The following is an 18,826-nucleotide window of genomic DNA, read 5'->3' as shown; positions in this document are numbered from 1 at the left end:
TCACGCCATCCCGTCACCTGAAAGTTTGAACATCCCCGTCAGAAAGAAACCCCCTTTTCCTTCAAGGCCACGAGCAGGGGCGCATACCAGCGCGTGTCCTTGACGAGGCGGAAGCCGACATTGTCCGGCGGCACGCCGACGGCACAGCCGCCGCCCTTCGGGTTGCGCACGAACGAGCTCATCGCCGCCCGGTGCTTGCCGCTGGCAATGTAGATGCCGCACGACGACACGTCGTTCAGCACCTTGCCAGCCTTGTCGAGATTGACGCGGCGGTGGCAGGTCGCGGTCCATTCCCAGACGTTGCCGGCGAAATCGGCAAGGCCGAATTCGTTTTCACCGAAGCGTCCGAGCGGCTGGGGAACGGGATCGCGCGAGGCCTTGCGCGCCGCTTCGCGGCGATAGTCCGCAAGCCAGCGCTCGGCCGGATTGGTGCTGTTGATGTCGACACCGAGCGCGTCGTCGGGAAAGCGCGTGCCGGCGGCGAAGGCGAGCTCCTCGTCGCTCGGCAGGGTCCAGATCTCGCCGGTGCGGGCGCCCAGCCAGCCGGCATAGGCCATCGCATCGTCATAGCTGACACCCGTCACCGGCGTCTCGGCCGCTTCGGCCGGCACGAAGCCGGGCTCGGCCCGCGCGCAAACGCCATCCGCAACACAGCGCCGGTAGTCGGCCGCGGTGACCTGGTATTTCATGATGGTGAGCGGGCTTCGAACGGTAACGGTCTTGACCGGCCCGTCGACGGCAAAGCCGTTGCGGAAGAATTCCCCGCTCTCACGGTATTCGAAGCGGCGCGGCGCGATTTCCACGGTGATTGGCTCGTCCAGCACGGGACCGGCGGGCGCTGCGCCGATGAGATCGGCCTTCACCGCGATCCCGCCGACTAGCGCGGCGAGGAGCAGCGCGGGAAGGGCGAGCGATGTCCAGGAAATGGCGGGCTTCGAAATCAATGCAGCCATGACGGCCTCCTTGCGCATCGCCCGGACGATCCTTCGACGTCCGGGACGGGCGCCACATTTGGTTCGGGTCGCCGGTGGCGGCCCGCATCGGCAGGCCCACCTCCAGGGGCAGGCCTGCCGGCAGCAGGGGTGTCAGGCGCCGCTTGGCGGCATGACCGAGGTCATCAAATCGTCGTTCCACTCGCCGGTGACCGTGAAGTGTGCAGCGGCGCCCAGCTCGAAGGCCTCGATCAGGTTGTGGTTGACATAGGCGTAGATGCCGGGCTGCTCGAAGGTGTAGAAGGCCGCACCCGCCGTGCCGCCCGGAATGAACCAGGTCTCCTGATCGACATCAGGCACGTTGCGGAACTTGCCGGTCGCCCAGACATAGTCGCCATGCCCGCCGATGAGGTGCGGCCGGGTATCGCGGTTGGCCTGCGAATGCACGATGAGCACCTTCTCGCCCACCTTGGCCTGCAGGGCACTGTCACCCGTCAGCGCGCCGACGGCACCGTTGAAGACGATGTGGCTCGGGGTCAGCGTGCGCATGACTTCGAGCGTATCGGCATACGATTCCCCGACGCTCGGATACTTCTTGTAGTTCCCTGCCGCATCCTTCGGCACGTAGAAGTCCTGCTCGCCGACATAGTAGACGCGGTCATAGGTCAGCTCCTTGCCGTGCCCGTCCGTCAGGCCTTCGCGCGGCAGCACCATGATGGCGCCGTTCATGCCCGAGGTGACGTGCCAGGGCACCATTCCGGGAGGTGCGCAATGGTAGACGAAGACGCCGGCCTTGGTGGCCTTGAAGCGCAGCACCGTGCGTTCACCCGGGTTGACCACGGTCAGCGCGCCGCCGCCAAGCGCACCCGTCGCCGAGTGGAAGTCGATATTGTGCTGCAACTCGTTGGTTTCGGGGTTGATCAGCGTCAGTTCGACATAGTCGTTCTGGTGCACCACCATCAGTGGGCCCGGGACCGAGCCGTCGAAGGTCATCGCATGGACCTCGGTGCCCTTGTCGTCGAGGATCATCTTCTTTTCCTCGATCGTCATGGTGAATTCGTAGACTTTCGGTCCGCCTTCGGCCTTCTGGGTGTGGGCGTGAACGAAGGGCGGCTTGACCAGCTCGACCTTCACGCGTTCCAGCTTGGCGATGTCGGCCGCCGTCGCGGCTGCATTTGTCTCGATGGCGCCGCCTTCCGCTCGCGCCATCGACGCCGCAATGATCGGCGTCAGGACGCCGGCAAAGGCGGCTCCGCCCAGAATGGTGCGGCGTGTCATCTGAAGCTGCTCGGTCATTGTGTCTCTCCTTTTTGAAAGGACGGAGCGGTGTATCGCCCGGTCCTCTCTGTTCTAGGAGCATTCGCGCCAACCTCTTTGAGATGGGACAAACAGGCCTTTCCGGCCGCTGCGGCATTTTGGCAGGTGCTGATTTGCTCTTTGCCATCTCGCAAAGAAGCCTCTGCCCGGCTGCCCTAGAAAGAGCTGACAAATGCAAAGGAGCAGACCCAAAATGAGCGCAAGCCAACCCGCAGCGCGCGTCAGCCGCGCCGTTCCCCGCGGCCTTTCCCGCACCGGCCCGGTGCTGTTCTCCTACGGCTTCCGGCCATTCTTCCTCGGCGCCGGCCTCTGGGCCATCGCGGCGATGTCCTTGTGGATCGCGGCGATCACCGGGCATGTCGAAATCGGCGGCGACTATGGCGCGCCCAACTGGCACGCGCATGAAATGCTGTTCGGCTTTGCCTCCGCCGTGCTCGCCGGTTTCCTGCTGACCGCGGTGCCGAACTGGACGGGCCGCCTGCCCGTCTCCGGCTGGCCGCTCTTCGCGCTCTTTGCGCTCTGGTGCGCCGGACGCGCCGTGCTGCTCGTGCCGGATGCGGTCGGCGTGACCACGGCCGCTATTATCGACGCACTCTTCCTGCCGGTGCTGCTTGCCATCTGCACGCGCGAGGTCGTGGCGGGGCGCAAGTGGAAGGACCTGAAGGTGCTCGGCGGCCTCCTCGCCTTGTCGATCGCCAACGGCATCTTCCATGTGGCGGCGATCGACGGAGAACATGACCGCATGGCGATCCGCCTGGCCGTTGCCGCCTATGTCGTGCTGGTGATGATCGTCGGCGGCCGCATCCTGCCGAGCTTCACCCGCAACTGGCTCAACAAGTCCGGCCGCACGGATTTTCCCGTGCCCTACAACCGCTTCGACATGGTCGCGATCCTTGTCGGCGTCGGCGCGCTTGCCGCCTGGACGCTCGTGCCCGAACACCCCGGCACCGCCGGCCTCGGCCTGGGTGCAGCCGTGCTGCATTGCATCCGTCTTCACCGTTGGCGGGGCTGGACGACGCGGCCGGAAAAGCTGCTCGTCGTCCTGCACATTGCCTATGCCTTCGTGCCGATCGGCTTCGCCTCCATCGCCCTCAGCGCACTCGGTTTCCTGGAGGAGCGCTCCGTCCTGCATCTCCTCTCGGTCGGCGCCATCGCCTGCATGATGCTTGCCGTCATGACGCGGGCGAGCCTCGGCCATACCGGCCGGCCGCTGCAGGCCTCGCGCCTCACCGTCGCAGCCTATGGCGCGCTTATCCTCTGCGCGCTCATCCGCCCGCTCGGCGAGGTTTTCCCGGAAGCGAGCGACCTCGTCTACGCCGCTTCAGGACTTCTCTGGATCGCAGCCTTCGGGCTCTTCTGCCTGGAATATGCGCCGATCCTTGCCTGCAAGCGCCGCACACCGCTCTGAACGCGAAGCGGCCCGGAAGCATTTCCGGGCCGTTTTCCCTACCTAGAGTTCCACCGTCATCATCTCCGGCGTCCAGGGCGGCTCATAGGTCAGCCGCACCTCGGCATATTCGACGCCCGGCACGTACCACACGCAATTGCCCACTGCATCCTTGAGGTAATCGCTCGCCGGGCAACCGCGTGTCGTCGTCGTCATGGCGATGCGCACAATGCCACCTTCTTCCACCGAAATCTCGTAGATCAGGCCGAGATCGACGATGTTGCGGCCGATCTCCGGGTCAATGATCATGCGCAGGGCATTGCGGATGGCCTCGGTCAATGCGGCCTTCTCGTCCTCGTCCATCGGATCACCCCCTCGCCCGGCCGGTCCGCACGAGAATGCGGTAGGCCGAACCCGTCTCGTCGAAATTGCCGGCCCACTGGTGGCCACGCTTCGTCAGTTCGGGGAACAGGAACAGCGGCTCGCGGGACAGGAGCGCGAAGAGAACCTCCCCCGGCTCCAGCGTCTCGGCCGCTGCAAGGATACGGACCATGGGCTCGGGCGGGTCTAGGTCGCTGAGGTCGAGATGGAGGGAGGGATCGGGCCAGGCTTCCGGACGGTCCGCATCGCCGGAGGTTTCGACGGGCGCCGTCACCTGCTGCGGAGTGAAGAGGACCTCCCAATCGCCGCCCTCGATCTCATGGGCCTCGTGGTCGAAACCGCGGCTTGCCATGACGCGGAACAGCGGTTGCGGGCGGAAGGTGGCGAAGAGCCGGAGCCCCTGCCCGGGGCCGAGCGACTGCACCGCCTCCATGATCGCCTGGAACGGCTCGCCGCCGCTTTCCAGGATCGGCCGCACATCGAGGGTCTTGGGGGCAGTGGCGTTTGAAACGTCGGACATCGGTTATCTCCTTGAAACAGGTAAAGGCAGGAAGAGATGGGGGCGCACCATGCCGGCCGGCGCTCGCAGCGCCTGCGGCACGACACAAAGCCGGCGCGCGCGAATGAATTCTCCGATCAGCCCCAGCGTCGCTGCCAGTTGCACGAGGACCGCCCATCGGAAAGCACCGGAAGCCTCCGCGAAAAGTGCGAGCGTGGCCGCTGCAACCGCGCCGTAGTAGAACCAGAACAGGACACGCCCGCGCCGTTCATCGACAAGATCCTGCACGCGCGGCACCGGGGCACGGCCCAGCACCGGCCCATAGGCCTCCAACCATGTCAGGAAGGCGACGATCTTGTAGAGCTGGGCAAGCCCCAGCCCCGTCAGCCAGCCGAAGACGAAGAGGTAGACGGCCGCTGCAAGCCCCCCGCCCGCCCGGACGGCCGGCAGGTTGATGAGGGCGACGGACAGCACAAGTGCACCAAAGGCCGCGAATGTCGCCCGGATGTTCAGCTCCGCCTGCCTGCGCTTGCGCGTCCGGTAGAGATGCACGACATCGCCGCCATAGAGCAGCACCGCGGCAAGCGTCAGGAGGAGGGCGACGGCAAAGAGCACCGTCGCGCCGGGGGCGGCAACAAGGACGACGGGAATGCCGGCCGCGACAAGCCCGATGGCAAGGCTTGCCGCCCACCAGACGATGCGGCTCGTCGGCCGCTCCGTCTCTGGCGCCAAAAGGAACATGGCAAGCAGTCGGTAGCTGACGCCGACCGCGGTAACGCTCAGCCAGCCGCCAAGGCCAAGCGCCGCATGCAGATCCACGCCATCGGCGACGAGCCGGACAAGCAAGAGATTGTCACTGGTGCCGGAAAGAGCCAACGTGAAGGCGAAGCCGGCAAGCGCCGCCCCAATGAGCGCCGCCAGCCCGACGGCGACGAAGCGCGCAGGTAGCGGCAAGGGCCGCGCCGCAAGAAGCGTGGCGGCCAGGATAGCGGCGAGAAGGACGAAACCGGCCAGCAGCAATCCGCCCCCCAACGGCAGAAGGGCAAGCGGCAGGTCGATGGCGCCGGACAGCGCCACGAAACCGCCGACCAGCGCGCAGAGCCCGGCGACAATCAGCAGCAGAGCGGGCGCCGCAAACCGCCCGCCGACCAGCGGACGGGCGATCAGCACCGGCACGAATTGCAGGAGCGCGCCCGCCATCAGGAGGCTCAGCCAGCCGATGGCGAGGACATGCACGAGCACCAGGGTTTCCAGCGCACTGACGGCAGCGCCCGGATAACCGTAGCCGGCCAGCATCAGGCCCTGTCCCGCAACGAGCATCAGGCAGGCCAGGGCGAAATAGGACATGGTCCAGCGGGAGAGCGTTGCACCCTGCATGTGGTTTCCCTTTCGCCGTACACCGTCTGCCGCCTAGTGGTCCGAGCCGCAGCAGCAATCGCAGCCACGGTCCTCGATCCGGTCGATCTCGACGCGCCAGACCTCCGGGCCCTGTTCGAGATAGTCCCAACCGAACTGCCCCGGAAAATTCGTCTCCAACTGGTAGTGCAGCGGCCGCGGGTCATGATCGCTGGTGATCAACATCGATTTGCCCGGAAGCAGCGCGCCGAGCATGCCAAAGATCCGCGGATGACGCTCGCGCGGGGCAATGGTGCGGACATCGATGGAGGGCTTGGCCTGGTCGTCGTCTGACATGGTTTTCTGTTCCGTCCCGGCCGTTCCGAATCCCGTTCCGGAAGGCACGGCTCGACCGACCGGAACCAGCCGACGCTAACCCCGCGGCCGGCCCACCACTTTGACGTTGCGCAAACAATTCCGGAAATACGCGACCGCGATGCCCTGCTGCTTGGCTTTTCGCAAAGAAGCACTCCCGTCCGGCCCCTAGGCTCCTGCCACCATCCATTCCGGACAAAGGAAAGCGCCATGCAACAGGCCCTGATCGAAAAATACGGCGAAGCGCGGCTACCACGCTATACGAGCTATCCGACGGCTCCGGGCTTTTCGCCTACGGTCGGTGCCGGCACCCACAGCGACTGGCTTGCCGCCATCAAGCCCGGCACCGATGCCTCGCTCTACCTGCACATCCCGTTCTGCCGCTCCATGTGCTGGTACTGCGGCTGTCACACGACAATCACCCAGCGCGACGAACCGATTCTCGACTACATCGACATGCTCCGCAAGGAGATCGACCTCGTCTCCAGGACGGTCGGTGGTCGGCCGAACATCCGCCACGTCCACTTCGGCGGCGGCACGCCCACCATCATGCAGCCGGAGGAATTCCGCGACCTGATCGGCCTTCTGCGCGCCCGCTTCGCCTTCGCCGCCGGCGCGGAAATCGCCGTCGAGATCGACCCGCGCACCCTCACCGCCGAGATGGCGACGGCGCTCGGCGAGGCGGGCGTCACCCGCGCGAGCCTCGGCGTGCAGAGCTTCGACCCCGTCGTGCAGAAGGCGATCAACCGCATCCAGAGCGAGGCGCAGACGGCCGAAGCCGCAACAAGACTGCGCAAGGCCGGCATCACCGGCATCAATTTCGACCTCATCTACGGCCTGCCGCACCAGACGGTGGCTTCCTGCATCGAGACGGCCCAAGCGGCGATCCGCATGCGGCCGGAGCGTTTCGCCGTCTTCGGCTATGCGCATATCCCCTCCTTCAAGAAACACCAGCGGCTGATCGACGAACGGGCGCTGCCCGACGCCGCCATGCGCAGCGAGCAGGCCGAGGCGATCGCCGAAACGCTTGCCGGCGCCGGTTATGTCCGCATCGGCCTCGACCACTATGCCCTGCCGGACGACAGCCTCACCCTTGCCGCCAAGCGCGGCCGGCTACGCCGCAATTTCCAGGGCTATACGACGGATGCCTGCACCACCCTCATCGGCTTCGGCGCCTCGTCGATCGGCCGCACGGCGGACGGTTATGTGCAGAACGAGGTGCCGCCCGGCCTCTATGCCCAGCGCATCGCCTCCGGCCGCCTCGCCACCGCCAAGGGCTACCGGCTGACGGCGGAGGACCGGCTGCGCGCCGAGATCATCGAGCGCCTGATGTGCGATTTCCGCGTCGACGTGACGGGCATCGCCGCGCGGCACGGTTTCGACGCAGCCCCGCTTCTCGACGGCAATGCCCGGCTGGCGGCGCTGAAGGAGGATGGCGCGATCGATATCCGCGGCGGCACCGTCACCGTGCGACAGGACCATCGCTTCATCATCCGTGCGGTCGCCGCCGCCTTCGACGCCTATATCGACCAGTCGGCCCGCACGCACAGCAAAGCAGCTTGAGACAAAAAGGGCCCGGCATGGTGCGGCATGCCGGGCCCTTCCTCGCCGATCTTGCGCCTCTATCCGACAAGACCGCGATAAATCGCCGGCAGCGCCGCAGGCAGCCGGGCGATATTGCTGACGATGGCATAGCCGTTGCGGCCGAAGATCGCCGGCACATAGGCCTGTGCCTCCCGGTCGACCGTCACCCCGAACACGCTGACGCCGGTGCGTCGCGCCTCGTTCACCGCCCGGCGGCTGTCCTCCAGCGCGAAGCGGCCCTCATAGTGATCGACGTCGTTCGGCTTGCCGTCGGTGAGCAGCAGGAGGAGCTTTCGGCGGTTCGGCTGCTCGCGCAGCTTTGCCGCCGCATGGCGGACCGCCGGGCCGATCCGGGTATAGAAGCCCGGCTTCAGCGCCGCGATGCGCGCCTCCACGGCGTGGTTCATCGTCTCGCCGAAATCCTTGACCGTCTCGACCCGCACCCAGGAGCGGCGGCGCGAGGTGAAGGTGAGGATCGAATGGCTGTCGCCACAGGCCGCAAGACCGTGTGCCAGAACCAGCAGCGCCTCCTTCTCCACGTCGAGCACCCGGCGGTTGTCGAACCAGGCGTCCGTCGAAAGCGAGACATCGACGAGGATGGTGACGGCAAGATCATGCGCCTGCGGCCGGCTCATCAGGTGGATGCGGTCGCTGCCCTGTCCGCCGGCGGCAAGGTCGCACCGGGCGCGCACCACGGCGTCAAGGTCGAGTTCCACCCCGTCGAGCTGCGCGCGCAGCATTTCATGGCGCGGCCGCAGCACCTCGAACTGCCGGCGCACGCGGCGGATCAGGCTCTTCGTGTCCGCATCGGCCTCGGGCACGGCGGCCATATCCGGCGCCGGAGAGGCAACCACACGGCAATGATCCGGCAGATAGGTGCCCGTACGGAAATCCCATTCGGGATAGGTGTGTTCGCCAGTCAGGCGCGTACGGTCGAGCGCTTCCGGCGGCAGGTCGAGATCGAAATGGAAGCGGGCGGAAGGCCGGCCCTTGCGCTCGCCGAGCGTCATGTCGTCCAGCTCGTCGGCGGCACTCGAATCGTGGTCGTCGCTGTCCTCGCCGGGACGGTCGACATTGACCATCTCCGCCATGGCGAGGATCTTCTCGAAGCGGTTGAGGATGAAGGGGCTGCGCTCGTTCTTGCGGTTCTCGGCCTTTTCGCGCAGCGCGACATGGCGACCGGTCTCCGGCGTCTCGGGCGTGCCGCCCGTCGCGGGCTGATCCTCCTCGCCACGCCCCTCGCCCTCTTCGCGCAGAAGCGCATCCGGCCACAGCGGAACCGGCAGCATCGGCAGGTAGCCGGCCGGTGCGCGGTGCGGGAAGATGACCGGCAGCGTATCGTCCGCAAGACCGGCGCCCTTCCTCAGAAGGCTGAGGATACGGCTCTCCACATGCCGCTCGATGGAGGGCAGCGGCCGGCTGCGACGCGCGTCCAGCACGGCGGCCGAAAGCCGCCGGTAACGCCGCGCAAGACCCGGAAAGGCCAAGAGCACCGCCTTCACCGTCGTCTCCGCCCGCTGGAGAACAGCAAGGTCGCGCTGGAGCGGATCACTCTCCGTGACCGGATCCAGCGGCATCACCGCCATCGCCGCAGCGAGCCAGACATAGAGGTCCCGGTTGAGGCCGCGATCGGCGAAGAGGTCGATCGCGCCGGGCAGCATCAAGGCCGCATGGTCGCGGCCAGGCTGCACCAGCTTTTCCTCGCCGAGCCCCATGCGCTGGCGCAACCGGAGGCGATGCGCCGAGGTGCGCCCCCGGGCGGGCGCGATCTGCACCGCCCCTTCGCCGCCGAAACCGCGGAAGCAGACGGCGAGCACCGGCCGGACATCCTCCAGCCGCACGGCATGCTCCGGATAGCGCGGCCAGGTGCCGGTCTTGCCGACGAGCCGGTGCCAGGCCCGGCCGACCGTTTCCTCAAGCTCCAGGAAATCCAGCATGGCGGTTCCTCAGCGGATCATCGCATCGGCGATTTCAAGAAGGGCGACGCGGACATCCGGCTCGTCGGTCAGCGGCTCGATCATCGCCGCTCGCACCGCCTCGCGCATGGTCATGCCGCTGTCGATGAGGCAGGCGCAGTAGACGAGGAGACGGGTGGAAACGCCCTCTTCCAGGTCGTGACCCTTGAGAGCCCGCAGCCGATGCGCCAGTTCGACGAGCGGCGCGACCTGCGCTTCGTCCAGCCCGCTTTCCGTGGCGACGACGGCGATTTCCTGGGGCTTCGGTAGGAAGTCGAACTCGATGGCGACGAAGCGCTGGCGCGTGGAGGGCTTCAGCGCCTTCAGGAGATTCTGGTAGCCGGGATTGTAGGAGACGACGAGCATGAAGCCGGACGGCGCCTCCAGTACCTCGCCGGTGCGCTCCAGCGGCAGGATGCGCCGGTCGTCGGTAAGCGGGTGCAGCACGACGGCAACGTCCTTGCGCGCCTCGACGATCTCGTCGAGATAGCACACGCCGCCCTGGCGCACCGCCCGGGTCAGGGGCCCGTCCACCCAGACCGTATCGCCGCCCTTCAGGAGGTAGCGGCCAGTGAGGTCGGCGGCCGAAAGGTCGTCATGGCAGGAGACGGTGGAGAGCGGCAGGCCGAGCCTTGCCGCCATATGGCTGACGAAGCGGGTCTTGCCGCAGCCGGTCGGCCCCTTCAGGAGCAGCGGAAGCTGACGCGTCCAGGCCGTCTCGAACAGGGCGCATTCATTGCCGGAGGGGCTGTAGGCCGGGATCTCCGAAACGGGACGGGGCGTATCCTTGAGCAGGACGTTCATTCTGATCTCCAAGAAACTGTCGGGAAAAGGTGCCGGCCCCGTGGGATGACGGGACCGGCCAGCACTCACTCGGCCGGTTGGACCATGCGGGTGAGGCTGTCGCTACGCTCCCGGCCGGGCACGAGCACCGCCCAGATGAACATCAGCGCCGAGACGAGCACAACGACGCCCGAGCCGAGGCGGACCCAGTAGAACAGCGCAAGCTGGTCCTGGACGTCCATGAAGCCCTCGCCGAGCACGCGCTGCAGGTGGACCTGCACGACGCCGGCGAAGGTGAGCGCGAAGGTCATCACCGACATGGCCGTGCACATGATCCAGAAGCTGGCGATCGAGAGCCACTGGTTGAACGGCGCCCGGCCGCGGATTTCCGGGATCGCATAGGCCATCATGGCAAGGTTCAGCATGACATAGGCACCGAAGAAGGCGAGGTGCCCGTGTGCGGCGGTGACCTGCGTGCCGTGGGTGTAGTAGTTCACCGACGACAGCGTGTGCAGGAAGCCCCAGACACCCGCGCCGAAGAAGGCCATGACCGAGCAGCCGATCGACCACAGCAGCGCCGCCTTGTTCGGATGGTTGCGGCCGGCCTTCCAGGTCATCACGAAGGTGAAGATGACCATGGTGAAGAAGGGCGCCACTTCCAGCGTCGAGAACAGCGAACCGATCCACTGCCAGTAGCCTGGCGCGCCGATCCAGTAGTAGTGGTGACCCGTACCGAGGATGCCCGAGAAGAGGGCGAGGCCGACGATGACATAGAGCCACTTTTCCACGACCTCGCGGTCGATGCCGTTGAGCTTGATCATCAGGAAGGCGAGCACGGAGGCCATGATCAGCTCCCAGACACCCTCGACCCACAGGTGGATGACGTACCACCAGTACATCTTGTCGAGCGCGAGGTTGATCGGGTTGTAGAAAGCGAAGAGGAAGAAGAGGGCAAGGCCCCACAGGCCGAACAGCAGGATGTTGATGACCGTGGTCTTGCGACCCTTCAGCGCCGTCATGGTGATGTTGAAGAGGAACATCAGCACGACGACGACGATACCGACCTTGGCGATGAAGGTCTGCTCGAGGAATTCGCGGCCCTCATGGATGCGGAACATGTAGCCGACGACCGTCAGCCCTGCCGCCACGAAGAACATCCAGAACTGGAGGACGGCGAGTTTGGGGCTGTAAAGCTCCGTCTCGGTCTCCTCCGGGATCATGTAGTAGGTCGCACCCATGAAGCCCATGAGCAACCAGACGACAAGCGCATTGGTGTGGATCATGCGCACGATGTTGAAGGGCAGAAGCTCAGACAGCACGTTCGGCAGCACGTAGATCGTGCCGGCCACGACGCCGAAGAGAACCTGGGCGAGGAAGAGGCCAAGCGCGCCGTAGAAGTACAGCATCGCGACCTTTTGCGTTTGATATTTCATCTTTTTTCTCCTGAAACGCGTGTCGCTCAACCGGCGTCGTTCGGCGGCCAGTTCTGGGTCAAGATGCGGCTCGTCCATTCGAGGAAGTCGGCCAGATCGTTGAGTTCCTGTTCGGTGAGGTTGAACTGCGGCATCTGCCGCCGGCCTTCCGCGCCGCTCGGCTGCGCGGCCATCCAGGCTTTCAGCGCTTCACGCGCACCTTCAGGGTCGTCGACACCGCCGTAGCGCTTCCACACATTGCCGAGTTCGGGCGCGAAATAGGCGCCTTCACCCAGCAGCGTGTGGCAGTTGATACAGGCGTTCTTCTCCCAGACATGCTTGCCGCGCGCCACGCTGTCGGTCAGCGTCGTCTCGTCGGTGGAGGTCGTTCGTATGAAATAGTGCGAGTGGGCCGTCAGCCCCACGAAGATCGCGAAGAAGAAGATGGACCCGCCATAGAAGACGTTGCGGGCCCCGGTCTTGGTAAGGCGCTCTGCCATCCCATGGTCCTTTCCTTGCCGGAAACCCCATGGCCCCGGCGAAAACCCCCGCCGACTTTCTGCCGGCGATCCCCTCGCCGACACTGCGGGACGTCTTCGTTCTAGCGGGAGGAAAAAAGCCTTCTTTGCGCATTGGCAAAGAGCCAGGCGGTTCGTCAGCCGATAAACGCGACGAAGATGGAACGGGCGAGCGCCAGCGACAACAGCAGCGCCGGCCAGGCGAGGAGGGCCGGCCGCAGGGCGCTGCGGCTGGTGCGCAATTCCATGAAATCGAGGATGACGAAACGGCCCTTGGCATAGGCCATGACCAGCACAGCGGCAATCGGCACGAGAAGCCCGCCGCTGTGCCCGCCCACAAGGGCGCCACCGACAGCGAGTGTCAACAGCATGGCAACGGTGGCGATGAACTGTTCGCGGGCCTGTCGGGTCATGGCGGTCTCAGGTGAGATAGACGATCGGGAACATCACGAGCCAGACGAGGTCGATCGCATGCCACAACGTCGCGATCATCACGACATTGCCGCGCGACGGGCGCCAGGCGACGAGGAAGAGGACGACCGCGCCGAAGACGACGTGCAGCAGATGAAAGCCGGTGACGAGAAAATAGAGTTCGGCCAGCGTGCCGGCCGCGCCGATGCCGGAGCGGGCCTCGATTCCATATTCGGTGAGCTTCACCGCCGCGAAGACGAGGCCAAGGAGGCCTGCAAGGACGAGAGAACGGCGAACGCCCGAAAGGTCCGCGCCGCGGCGCACTGCCAGCGCCGCCTGCCAGCCGCTGAGGACGAGGAGAACCGTGTTGAGCGCGGCAAGGCCGGGATGGAGATGCGCCCGCAGGAGCGACGCATTTCCGACATCCACCAGCGTCAGCACCATGAAGGCGACGAGCAGCGCGCCGAAGGCCGCAAGTTCGCTCCACACCAGGATCCAGAGAAGAAGGCAATCGCCCTCCCCGCTCTCCGTGTTCGCAATCGCCGTGCGCATATCGTCCATTGTCGCCATGAGCCAGCCCTAGCTCATGAAGCCGCGGGCTTCTTTGCGCCGGCGCAAAGAGCGGCGATGCCGGGCGCCGCATGATGGCGGCAACAGAAAGGACCTTCCCATGACGGATGCACAGTTCGGTCTCCTCATCGCCGCTCCGGTTATCGCCGGCTTCGCCCTGATGCTCTACCGCATGGGCGTGCTGCAGGGCGCGGGAACGCTCTCTGCCGTCAGCGCCTCGGTGGTCATCGCAGCCGTGCTCTTCTTCGGCCAGTAGGAGGCGGCGATGGACGAACCGACGCTCAACGCCGCCGACATCGGCCGGCTGGAAAAGCTTCATCAGGCCCTGCTCGGTCTCTGCCTGCGCCTTGAAGAGGCAGCAAGCGAGCCGGGCACCGCCAGTGAACTTCAGGCGCTCGCCGAGGCCATTCCACCCGCGCTCAAGGCCGTGCACGAGCTGGAAGAGCGCCTGCTCTTTCCGGATTTCGATCGCCATGCCGGGTCCTGTTTCGCCGCCTTGGCGATTGAGCGCCTGAAGGCGGAACACCGCTGCGACCGGCTTGCAGCCGAGGAACTCGCGCTGACGCTGAAGGCCGTGGCCAACGGTCGTTGCGGACTGTCGCCCGAGACCGTGTCGCGCATGATAGGCGGCTTCCAGGAAAGCCTGCGCAGACATGTCTTCTCCGAACAGATGATCCTCGAAACGCTCCTCGCCGCCAAGGCGGAAGCACGCGACGTCTTCGCCTGACGGCCGTCAGTCCCGCCCCATCGCCGCGTTGCGCCCGCGCGACACCCAGGCCGCGCCCTCCTGCCGGTGCAGGAAACCGTTCGAAAAGCGAACGCCGGGATAGACTTTTGCCAGGTCTGCAATCGCCTCCTCGCCATTGATCCTGCCGTCGAGTACCGCGCGGTAAAGGCTCGCAACCTTCACCATGTCGCAATCCTGCGGCGAGAGCCGCACGCGCGACAGGCCCGCCTCGACGAGCGGCGCAAGATCGTCGACAAGCACGACGCAGCTGTTCGACAGGGTCTGCACACCGTTCAGCACAAGGAAGGACTGACGATCGAGCGTGCGCAGCGGCAGGCCATCAGGCTCCTCGCCGCAGACGAACTGGCAATTGTCCTTGGTCAGCCCCTTGGAGCGGGCATGGGCGCAGCGTGCGGAAATGGCAAGTGGCATGCGGCCGAAGGCGAAGACCTCGAAGGAGAAATCCGGCATGGCCTCCAGCATCTGCCGGATGGAGCCGGCGGGCAGCTCCGGCGGCAGACAGATGTTCTGCGCACCGCGGGCGGCAAGCGTGCGGGCCGTCGCCGCATTGTAGACATTGACCAGCGGGCCGATCGAATGCGGCCGGTCCTTGAGAAGGCCGAGCGCGGAAAGATCGTTCGCCTCCACCGGATGCAGGCTATCGGCGATCAGGTCGCGCACATGCCGGCTTTCGCGCGGCAGCGTCACCATGGCGAGCGTCGAGAGCGTCACGCGCTTGCCCGCCGCCTCCAGCCGCTCGACGACCTCGGCGACATGCGGCTCGCTGAAATGCTGGCGCTTGGAACAGACCGTCTCGCCGAGCGTGACATGTTCCACCGCCGCCTCGTCGGCGATGCGGAGGTAGAAATCCCGCCATTTCGGTCCGTCCCAGAGGAAATAGACCGGCCCGAGGCTCAGCGCCGGTTTGCCTGTCGTCGCCATCAGCGTCTCCTATCGCCAGCGTTTGTCATAGGCGCCCGTCGTCGTGCGCTGGCCCTCGCTCATCGCACGCAGCCGGGCGACAAGCGCGGCGCGCTCGCCGGACGATGCACCGAGCGCCTTCTTGAGCGACGACACCACCTCGGCGACATAGGCCTTGCCGCGCTGGCGCCCCTCGATCTTCAGCGCCGAGACGCCGGCCTCCCGCAGCGCGTCGATCTCGTCGATGACATCGAGCGAGACGGGATCTTCGAAGGCGTAGCCCTCGACATCGCCGATCTCGAAACGCCCCTTGCAGAGCGTCGGATAGCCCGACGCTTCGTCGGGGCCGAAGCGGTTGATCGTATAGGCGCCGAGCTCGGAGACGAGGTCCGCGCCGTCCTGCCGGTAGCGCACATGGCTCGCCGGCGAGCAGACGCCGTTCATGTTGGGTGATTTTCCCGTCGCATAGGAGGAAAGCGAGCATCGCCCCTCCGCCATGACACAGAGCCCGCCGAAGGCGAAGACCTCGACCTCGCAGTCGATCTGGCGCGTCAGTCGGGCGATGTCCTGCACGGTCAAAACGCGCGGCAGCACGACGCGCTTTGCCCCGAAGGCCTCGACAAGGAAGCGGATCGCCTCCGGGTTCGAGGCGGAGGCCTGGACGGAAACGTGCAGCCGCTGGTCCGGATATTTTTCCGCCACATAGGCCATCAGGCCGAAATCGGCGAGGATCAGCGCATCGGCGCCCATCGCCACCGCGTCATCGGCGGCCGAGTACCACAGCGCCTCGTCACCCGCGCGCATGAAGGTGTTGAGCGCGACGAAGGTCTCAACATGCTTGCGGCGGGCGAGCATGATCGACTGGCGCAATTCCTCGCGGCTGAAATTGAGGCCCGGGAAGTTGCGGGCATTGGTCTCGTCGCGAAAGCCGCAATAGACGGCATCGGCACCGGCCTCCACCGCCTCACGGAAGGCGGCGGGGGTGCCGGCGGGGCAGATCAGTTCCATGTCGCGTCCCTTCCTTCGAGCGCCTTGCTGCGAATGTAGCGCGCCGTGCCGGCAATGAGCGGCGACAGCGGGCCGGCCAGCGCACCGAGTTCGCGCGGCAGGTCGATGGCGCTGTCGTCGAGTGCGTTGCGCAGCGCCAGCATCGCCTCCATGTCTCCGGTGACCGAAAGGTCGCGCGAGAAGAACAGCGCATCGGCATCGCAGCGGCCTTCGAGCAGGCCGAGAAGCAGCACCAGCGGCCCCTCGATGCGCGCATCGACCAGCGGAGCCGCGCCGCGCGAGACGGCCAGCGCCTTCATGGCAGGCACGACGGTGAAATGCAGCGGCAGATCGACCGGCGAGAATCCGTAGCGGGTCTGGCGATACTCACCAAGTCGCTCGAAGAGATCGGGATGGGCCTTCAGCACACCGGAAAACAGGTGGCGCGCCACCCGTTCTACGAGCCAGAGAGGCGCAAGATCGACCGGTTTGACGAGAAGAGGCGGAAGCGATGGCATGCAGGACTTTCCAGAAACGAACGGCCGGACCCTAGGCAGCCTCGGGCGCCAAGAGTTTGCGCCAGCACAAAGACCGTGACGTTTTTCCCCGGCAAGGGAGCACCATGAAAGCCGATTCACCCGTTCCGCGCCGTTTCGACAGTCTTCAGGATTTCATCGCCCTCCTTGAGCGGCGGGCGCGGTTGACGCGCATCCGCGAGCCGGTCTCGCTCGTCCACGAGGTGACAGAAATCCATCGCCGCGTTTTGGCCGAGGGCGGGCCGGCGCTGCTCTTCGAGCGGCCGGTGGATGCCGCGGGCCGCATTCAGCCCATTCCACTTCTCGCCAATCTCTTCGGTACACGCGAACGCATCGAATGGGGTTTCGGCCTTGAGGCCGGCGACCTGCCGCACCTTGCCGCCTTCCTCGCCGACCTGCGCGACCCCAGGCCGCCACGCTCCCTGCGCGATGCCTGGCAGAAGTTGCCGCATCTGAAGGCCGCCCTGTCGATGAACCCGCGCACGGTCCGTCGCGCCCCCTGTCAGGCGACCGTCTGGCAAGGCCAAGACGCCGATCTCGACCGCCTGCCGATCCAGACCTGCTGGCCGGGCGAACCCGCCCCCCTCGTCAGCTGGCCGCTCGTCATCACGCAGGCACCGGACGATCCGGCAGACATCAATGTCGGCATCTACCGCATGCAGAAGCTCGGCAAGAACCGGCTCATCCTGCGCTGGCTCGCCCATCGCGGCGGCGCGCGTCACCATCGCCTCTGGCAGGCGGCAGGGCGCGACATGCCGGTTGCGGTCGTCATCGGCGCCGACCCGGCGACGATCCTCTCCGCCGTCATGCCGCTGCCCGACGGCATGAGCGAGCTCAGCTTTGCCGGCGCGCTCAGCGGCCGCCGGCAGGAGACGGCCTGCGGCCTTACCGTCCCGCTGCCCATTCCCGCCAGCGCGGAGATCGTGCTCGAAGGCACAGTCTCGGCCGACGAGACGGCGGAGGAAGGCCCCTATGGCGACCACACCGGCTACTACAATGCCGTCGAGCCCTTCCCGGTCATGACGCTTTCGGCGATCACCCTGCGCAAGGACCCGCTCTATCTTTCCACCTATACCGGCCGGCCGCCGGACGAGCCGTCAAGACTCGGCGAGGCGATGAACGAACTCTTCGTGCCGCTGGTCAAGCGGCAGTTCCCGGAAATCCTCGACCTGTGGCTACCGCCCGAGGCCTGCTCCTACCGTGCCATGGTGGTTTCCATCGACAAGCGCTATCCCGGCCAGGCTCGGCGGGTGATGATGGGCCTCTGGTCCATGCTGCCGCAATTCAGCTACACCAAGCTGATCATCGCCGTCGACGGCGATATCGACGTGAAAAGCTGGCCGGACGTGATCTGGGCGCTCTCCACCCGCTTCGATGCCGGCCGCGACCTGATGCTCGTGGAAAACACGCCGATCGACTATCTCGACTTCGCCTCCCCCAAATCCGGACTCGGCGGCAAGCTCGGGCTGGATGCGACGCGGAAGATCGGCACGGAGAGCGAGCGGGAATGGGGGCGGGTCCTCACTATGACACCCGACGTCGTCGCGAGGGTAGACCACCTCTGGGCTTCTCTCGGCCTTTCGGAGCCGTCTGCATGAGCTTAGAACGGGTGATCGTCGGCGTAACCGGCGCCTCCGGTGCAGGACTTGCCGTGCGCATCGTCGAGCGGCTCGCCGCGCTCGGCGACGTCGAGATCCATCTCGTGGTCTCCGATGCCGCGCGCCGCACGCTGGATCTCGAATGCGGCACGGACGCGCTGGAACGCCTGCTGCCGCTCGTCCATCGCCACCATCCGACAAACGATATCGGCGCGTCGATTGCCAGCGGCTCGTTCCCCGTCCGCGGCATGATCGTCGCGCCCTGCTCCATGCAGACGCTCTCGGCCATCGCCACCGGCCGGACGGACACGCTGATCGGCCGTGCTGCCGATGTGCAACTGAAGGAACGCCGCCGGCTCGTTCTTCTCGCGCGCGAGACGCCGTTGCATCTCGGCCATCTGCGCAACATGTGCGCCGTGACGGAGATGGGTGCCATCGTCATGCCCCCGGTGCCGGCCTTCTACCATTGCCCGCAATCCGTGGCCGATATCGTCGACCACCTTGCCGCCCGCGCCATCGATCTTCTGGCAATGCCGCACCCGTCTCTTGCGCGCCCCTGGGAGGGGGCCGAGGGCGCGGGATAACGGAAAAGGCAAGG

General features: G+C 66.1%; 21 protein-coding genes. 6 read left to right on the top strand and 15 right to left on the bottom strand.

The annotated features are described in order from the left end of the window. Positions 1-38: 38 nt before the first annotated feature. Together EXZ48_RS00260 and nirK are read right to left on the bottom strand one after the other, a co-directional pair. Positions 39-953 (bottom strand): SUMF1/EgtB/PvdO family nonheme iron enzyme, encoded by a 915-nt coding sequence (locus EXZ48_RS00260; RefSeq protein ID WP_130513955.1) that lies wholly within the window; start codon positions 951-953, stop codon positions 39-41. A 132-nt stretch (positions 954-1,085) separates the two neighbouring features. Beyond that, positions 1,086-2,228: a copper-containing nitrite reductase gene (gene nirK, locus EXZ48_RS00255; RefSeq protein WP_023512034.1), complete on the bottom strand. Its 1,143-nt coding sequence runs from the start codon at positions 2,226-2,228 to the stop codon at positions 1,086-1,088. Positions 2,229-2,442: 214 nt separating this feature from the next. Between nirK and EXZ48_RS00250 the strand changes: the two genes are divergently transcribed. Then, entirely contained in the window at positions 2,443-3,657 is a 1,215-nt protein-coding gene (locus EXZ48_RS00250; RefSeq protein WP_130513954.1) for an NnrS family protein, read from the top strand. 42 nt (positions 3,658-3,699) lie between these two features. Here the strand turns inward: EXZ48_RS00250 and EXZ48_RS00245 are convergent, their stop codons facing one another. From EXZ48_RS00245 to EXZ48_RS00230, 4 genes are read right to left on the bottom strand one after another with little or no spacing between them, the layout of a single operon-like run. After that, positions 3,700-3,999 (bottom strand): metal-sulfur cluster assembly factor, encoded by a 300-nt coding sequence (locus EXZ48_RS00245; protein WP_130513953.1) that lies wholly within the window; start codon positions 3,997-3,999, stop codon positions 3,700-3,702. A gap of 4 nt (positions 4,000-4,003) precedes the next feature. Further along, a complete protein-coding gene (locus tag EXZ48_RS00240) occupies positions 4,004-4,537 on the bottom strand; it encodes a DUF2249 domain-containing protein (RefSeq protein WP_130513952.1) in 534 nt (177 codons plus the stop codon). Between the two features lie 3 nt (positions 4,538-4,540). Beyond that, positions 4,541-5,893 carry a hypothetical protein gene (locus EXZ48_RS00235; RefSeq protein WP_130513951.1) on the bottom strand — a complete coding sequence of 451 codons (1,353 nt, stop codon included), beginning with the start codon at positions 5,891-5,893 and terminating at the stop codon, positions 4,541-4,543. 33 nt (positions 5,894-5,926) lie between these two features. Further along, positions 5,927-6,208, bottom strand: coding sequence for a DUF2249 domain-containing protein (locus EXZ48_RS00230; protein ID WP_023512029.1), 282 nt, complete (start codon positions 6,206-6,208; stop codon positions 5,927-5,929). Positions 6,209-6,436: 228 nt separating this feature from the next. Between EXZ48_RS00230 and hemN the strand changes: the two genes are divergently transcribed. After that, complete coding sequence (gene hemN, locus EXZ48_RS00225) at positions 6,437-7,789, top strand: oxygen-independent coproporphyrinogen III oxidase (protein WP_130513950.1); 1,353 nt, start codon at positions 6,437-6,439, stop codon at positions 7,787-7,789. 59 nt (positions 7,790-7,848) lie between these two features. Here the strand turns inward: hemN and EXZ48_RS00220 are convergent, their stop codons facing one another. The 6 genes from EXZ48_RS00220 to EXZ48_RS00195 form a co-directional block, all read right to left on the bottom strand. After that, positions 7,849-9,747 carry a nitric oxide reductase activation protein NorD gene (locus EXZ48_RS00220; protein WP_130513949.1) on the bottom strand — a complete coding sequence of 633 codons (1,899 nt, stop codon included), beginning with the start codon at positions 9,745-9,747 and terminating at the stop codon, positions 7,849-7,851. A gap of 9 nt (positions 9,748-9,756) precedes the next feature. Then, positions 9,757-10,569 carry a CbbQ/NirQ/NorQ/GpvN family protein gene (locus EXZ48_RS00215; RefSeq protein ID WP_130513948.1) on the bottom strand — a complete coding sequence of 271 codons (813 nt, stop codon included), beginning with the start codon at positions 10,567-10,569 and terminating at the stop codon, positions 9,757-9,759. 65 nt (positions 10,570-10,634) lie between these two features. Continuing rightward, complete coding sequence (locus EXZ48_RS00210; RefSeq protein ID WP_050743634.1) at positions 10,635-11,981, bottom strand: nitric-oxide reductase large subunit; 1,347 nt, start codon at positions 11,979-11,981, stop codon at positions 10,635-10,637. Positions 11,982-12,007: 26 nt separating this feature from the next. Further along, a complete protein-coding gene (locus tag EXZ48_RS00205; protein WP_023514992.1) occupies positions 12,008-12,460 on the bottom strand; it encodes a c-type cytochrome in 453 nt (150 codons plus the stop codon). Between the two features lie 155 nt (positions 12,461-12,615). Continuing rightward, positions 12,616-12,891, bottom strand: a complete 276-nt coding sequence (locus EXZ48_RS00200) for a cytochrome C oxidase subunit IV family protein (protein WP_130513947.1) — start codon at positions 12,889-12,891, stop codon at positions 12,616-12,618. A 7-nt stretch (positions 12,892-12,898) separates the two neighbouring features. Continuing rightward, complete coding sequence (locus EXZ48_RS00195; protein ID WP_130514213.1) at positions 12,899-13,450, bottom strand: cytochrome c oxidase subunit 3; 552 nt, start codon at positions 13,448-13,450, stop codon at positions 12,899-12,901. Between the two features lie 109 nt (positions 13,451-13,559). Between EXZ48_RS00195 and EXZ48_RS34725 the strand changes: the two genes are divergently transcribed. Together EXZ48_RS34725 and EXZ48_RS00190 are read left to right on the top strand one after the other, a co-directional pair. Beyond that, positions 13,560-13,715 (top strand): hypothetical protein, encoded by a 156-nt coding sequence (locus tag EXZ48_RS34725; RefSeq protein WP_023514989.1) that lies wholly within the window; start codon positions 13,560-13,562, stop codon positions 13,713-13,715. A 9-nt stretch (positions 13,716-13,724) separates the two neighbouring features. Continuing rightward, the gene (locus EXZ48_RS00190; RefSeq protein ID WP_130513946.1) at positions 13,725-14,186 is read left to right on the top strand and encodes a hemerythrin domain-containing protein; all 462 of its coding nucleotides are present in this window, start codon (positions 13,725-13,727) and stop codon (positions 14,184-14,186) included. 6 nt (positions 14,187-14,192) lie between these two features. On the opposite strand, the gene EXZ48_RS00185 is transcribed toward EXZ48_RS00190, so the two are convergent. From EXZ48_RS00185 to EXZ48_RS00175, 3 genes are read right to left on the bottom strand one after another with little or no spacing between them, the layout of a single operon-like run. Further along, positions 14,193-15,128: a U32 family peptidase gene (locus EXZ48_RS00185; RefSeq protein ID WP_130513945.1), complete on the bottom strand. Its 936-nt coding sequence runs from the start codon at positions 15,126-15,128 to the stop codon at positions 14,193-14,195. A 9-nt stretch (positions 15,129-15,137) separates the two neighbouring features. Continuing rightward, the gene (locus EXZ48_RS00180) at positions 15,138-16,115 is read right to left on the bottom strand and encodes a peptidase U32 family protein (RefSeq protein WP_130513944.1); all 978 of its coding nucleotides are present in this window, start codon (positions 16,113-16,115) and stop codon (positions 15,138-15,140) included. After that, a complete protein-coding gene (locus EXZ48_RS00175) occupies positions 16,106-16,612 on the bottom strand; it encodes an SCP2 domain-containing protein (RefSeq protein ID WP_023514985.1) in 507 nt (168 codons plus the stop codon). Before EXZ48_RS00175 ends, EXZ48_RS00180 begins: the two co-directional genes overlap by 10 nt. A 104-nt stretch (positions 16,613-16,716) precedes the next feature. Between EXZ48_RS00175 and EXZ48_RS00170 the strand changes: the two genes are divergently transcribed. Next, the gene (locus tag EXZ48_RS00170) at positions 16,717-18,228 is read left to right on the top strand and encodes a UbiD family decarboxylase (protein ID WP_130513943.1); all 1,512 of its coding nucleotides are present in this window, start codon (positions 16,717-16,719) and stop codon (positions 18,226-18,228) included. Then, entirely contained in the window at positions 18,225-18,812 is a 588-nt protein-coding gene (locus EXZ48_RS00165; protein ID WP_130513942.1) for a UbiX family flavin prenyltransferase, read from the top strand. Before EXZ48_RS00170 ends, EXZ48_RS00165 begins: the two co-directional genes overlap by 4 nt. Positions 18,813-18,826: the final 14 nt, after the last annotated feature.

The organism is Shinella sp. JR1-6 (genome assembly GCF_004284735.1).
In the GTDB taxonomy this organism is placed as follows: Bacteria; Pseudomonadota; Alphaproteobacteria; order Rhizobiales; family Rhizobiaceae; genus Shinella.
The sequence above is the reverse complement of the archived record's forward strand: the minus strand, read 5'-3'. Positions and strand labels throughout refer to the sequence as shown.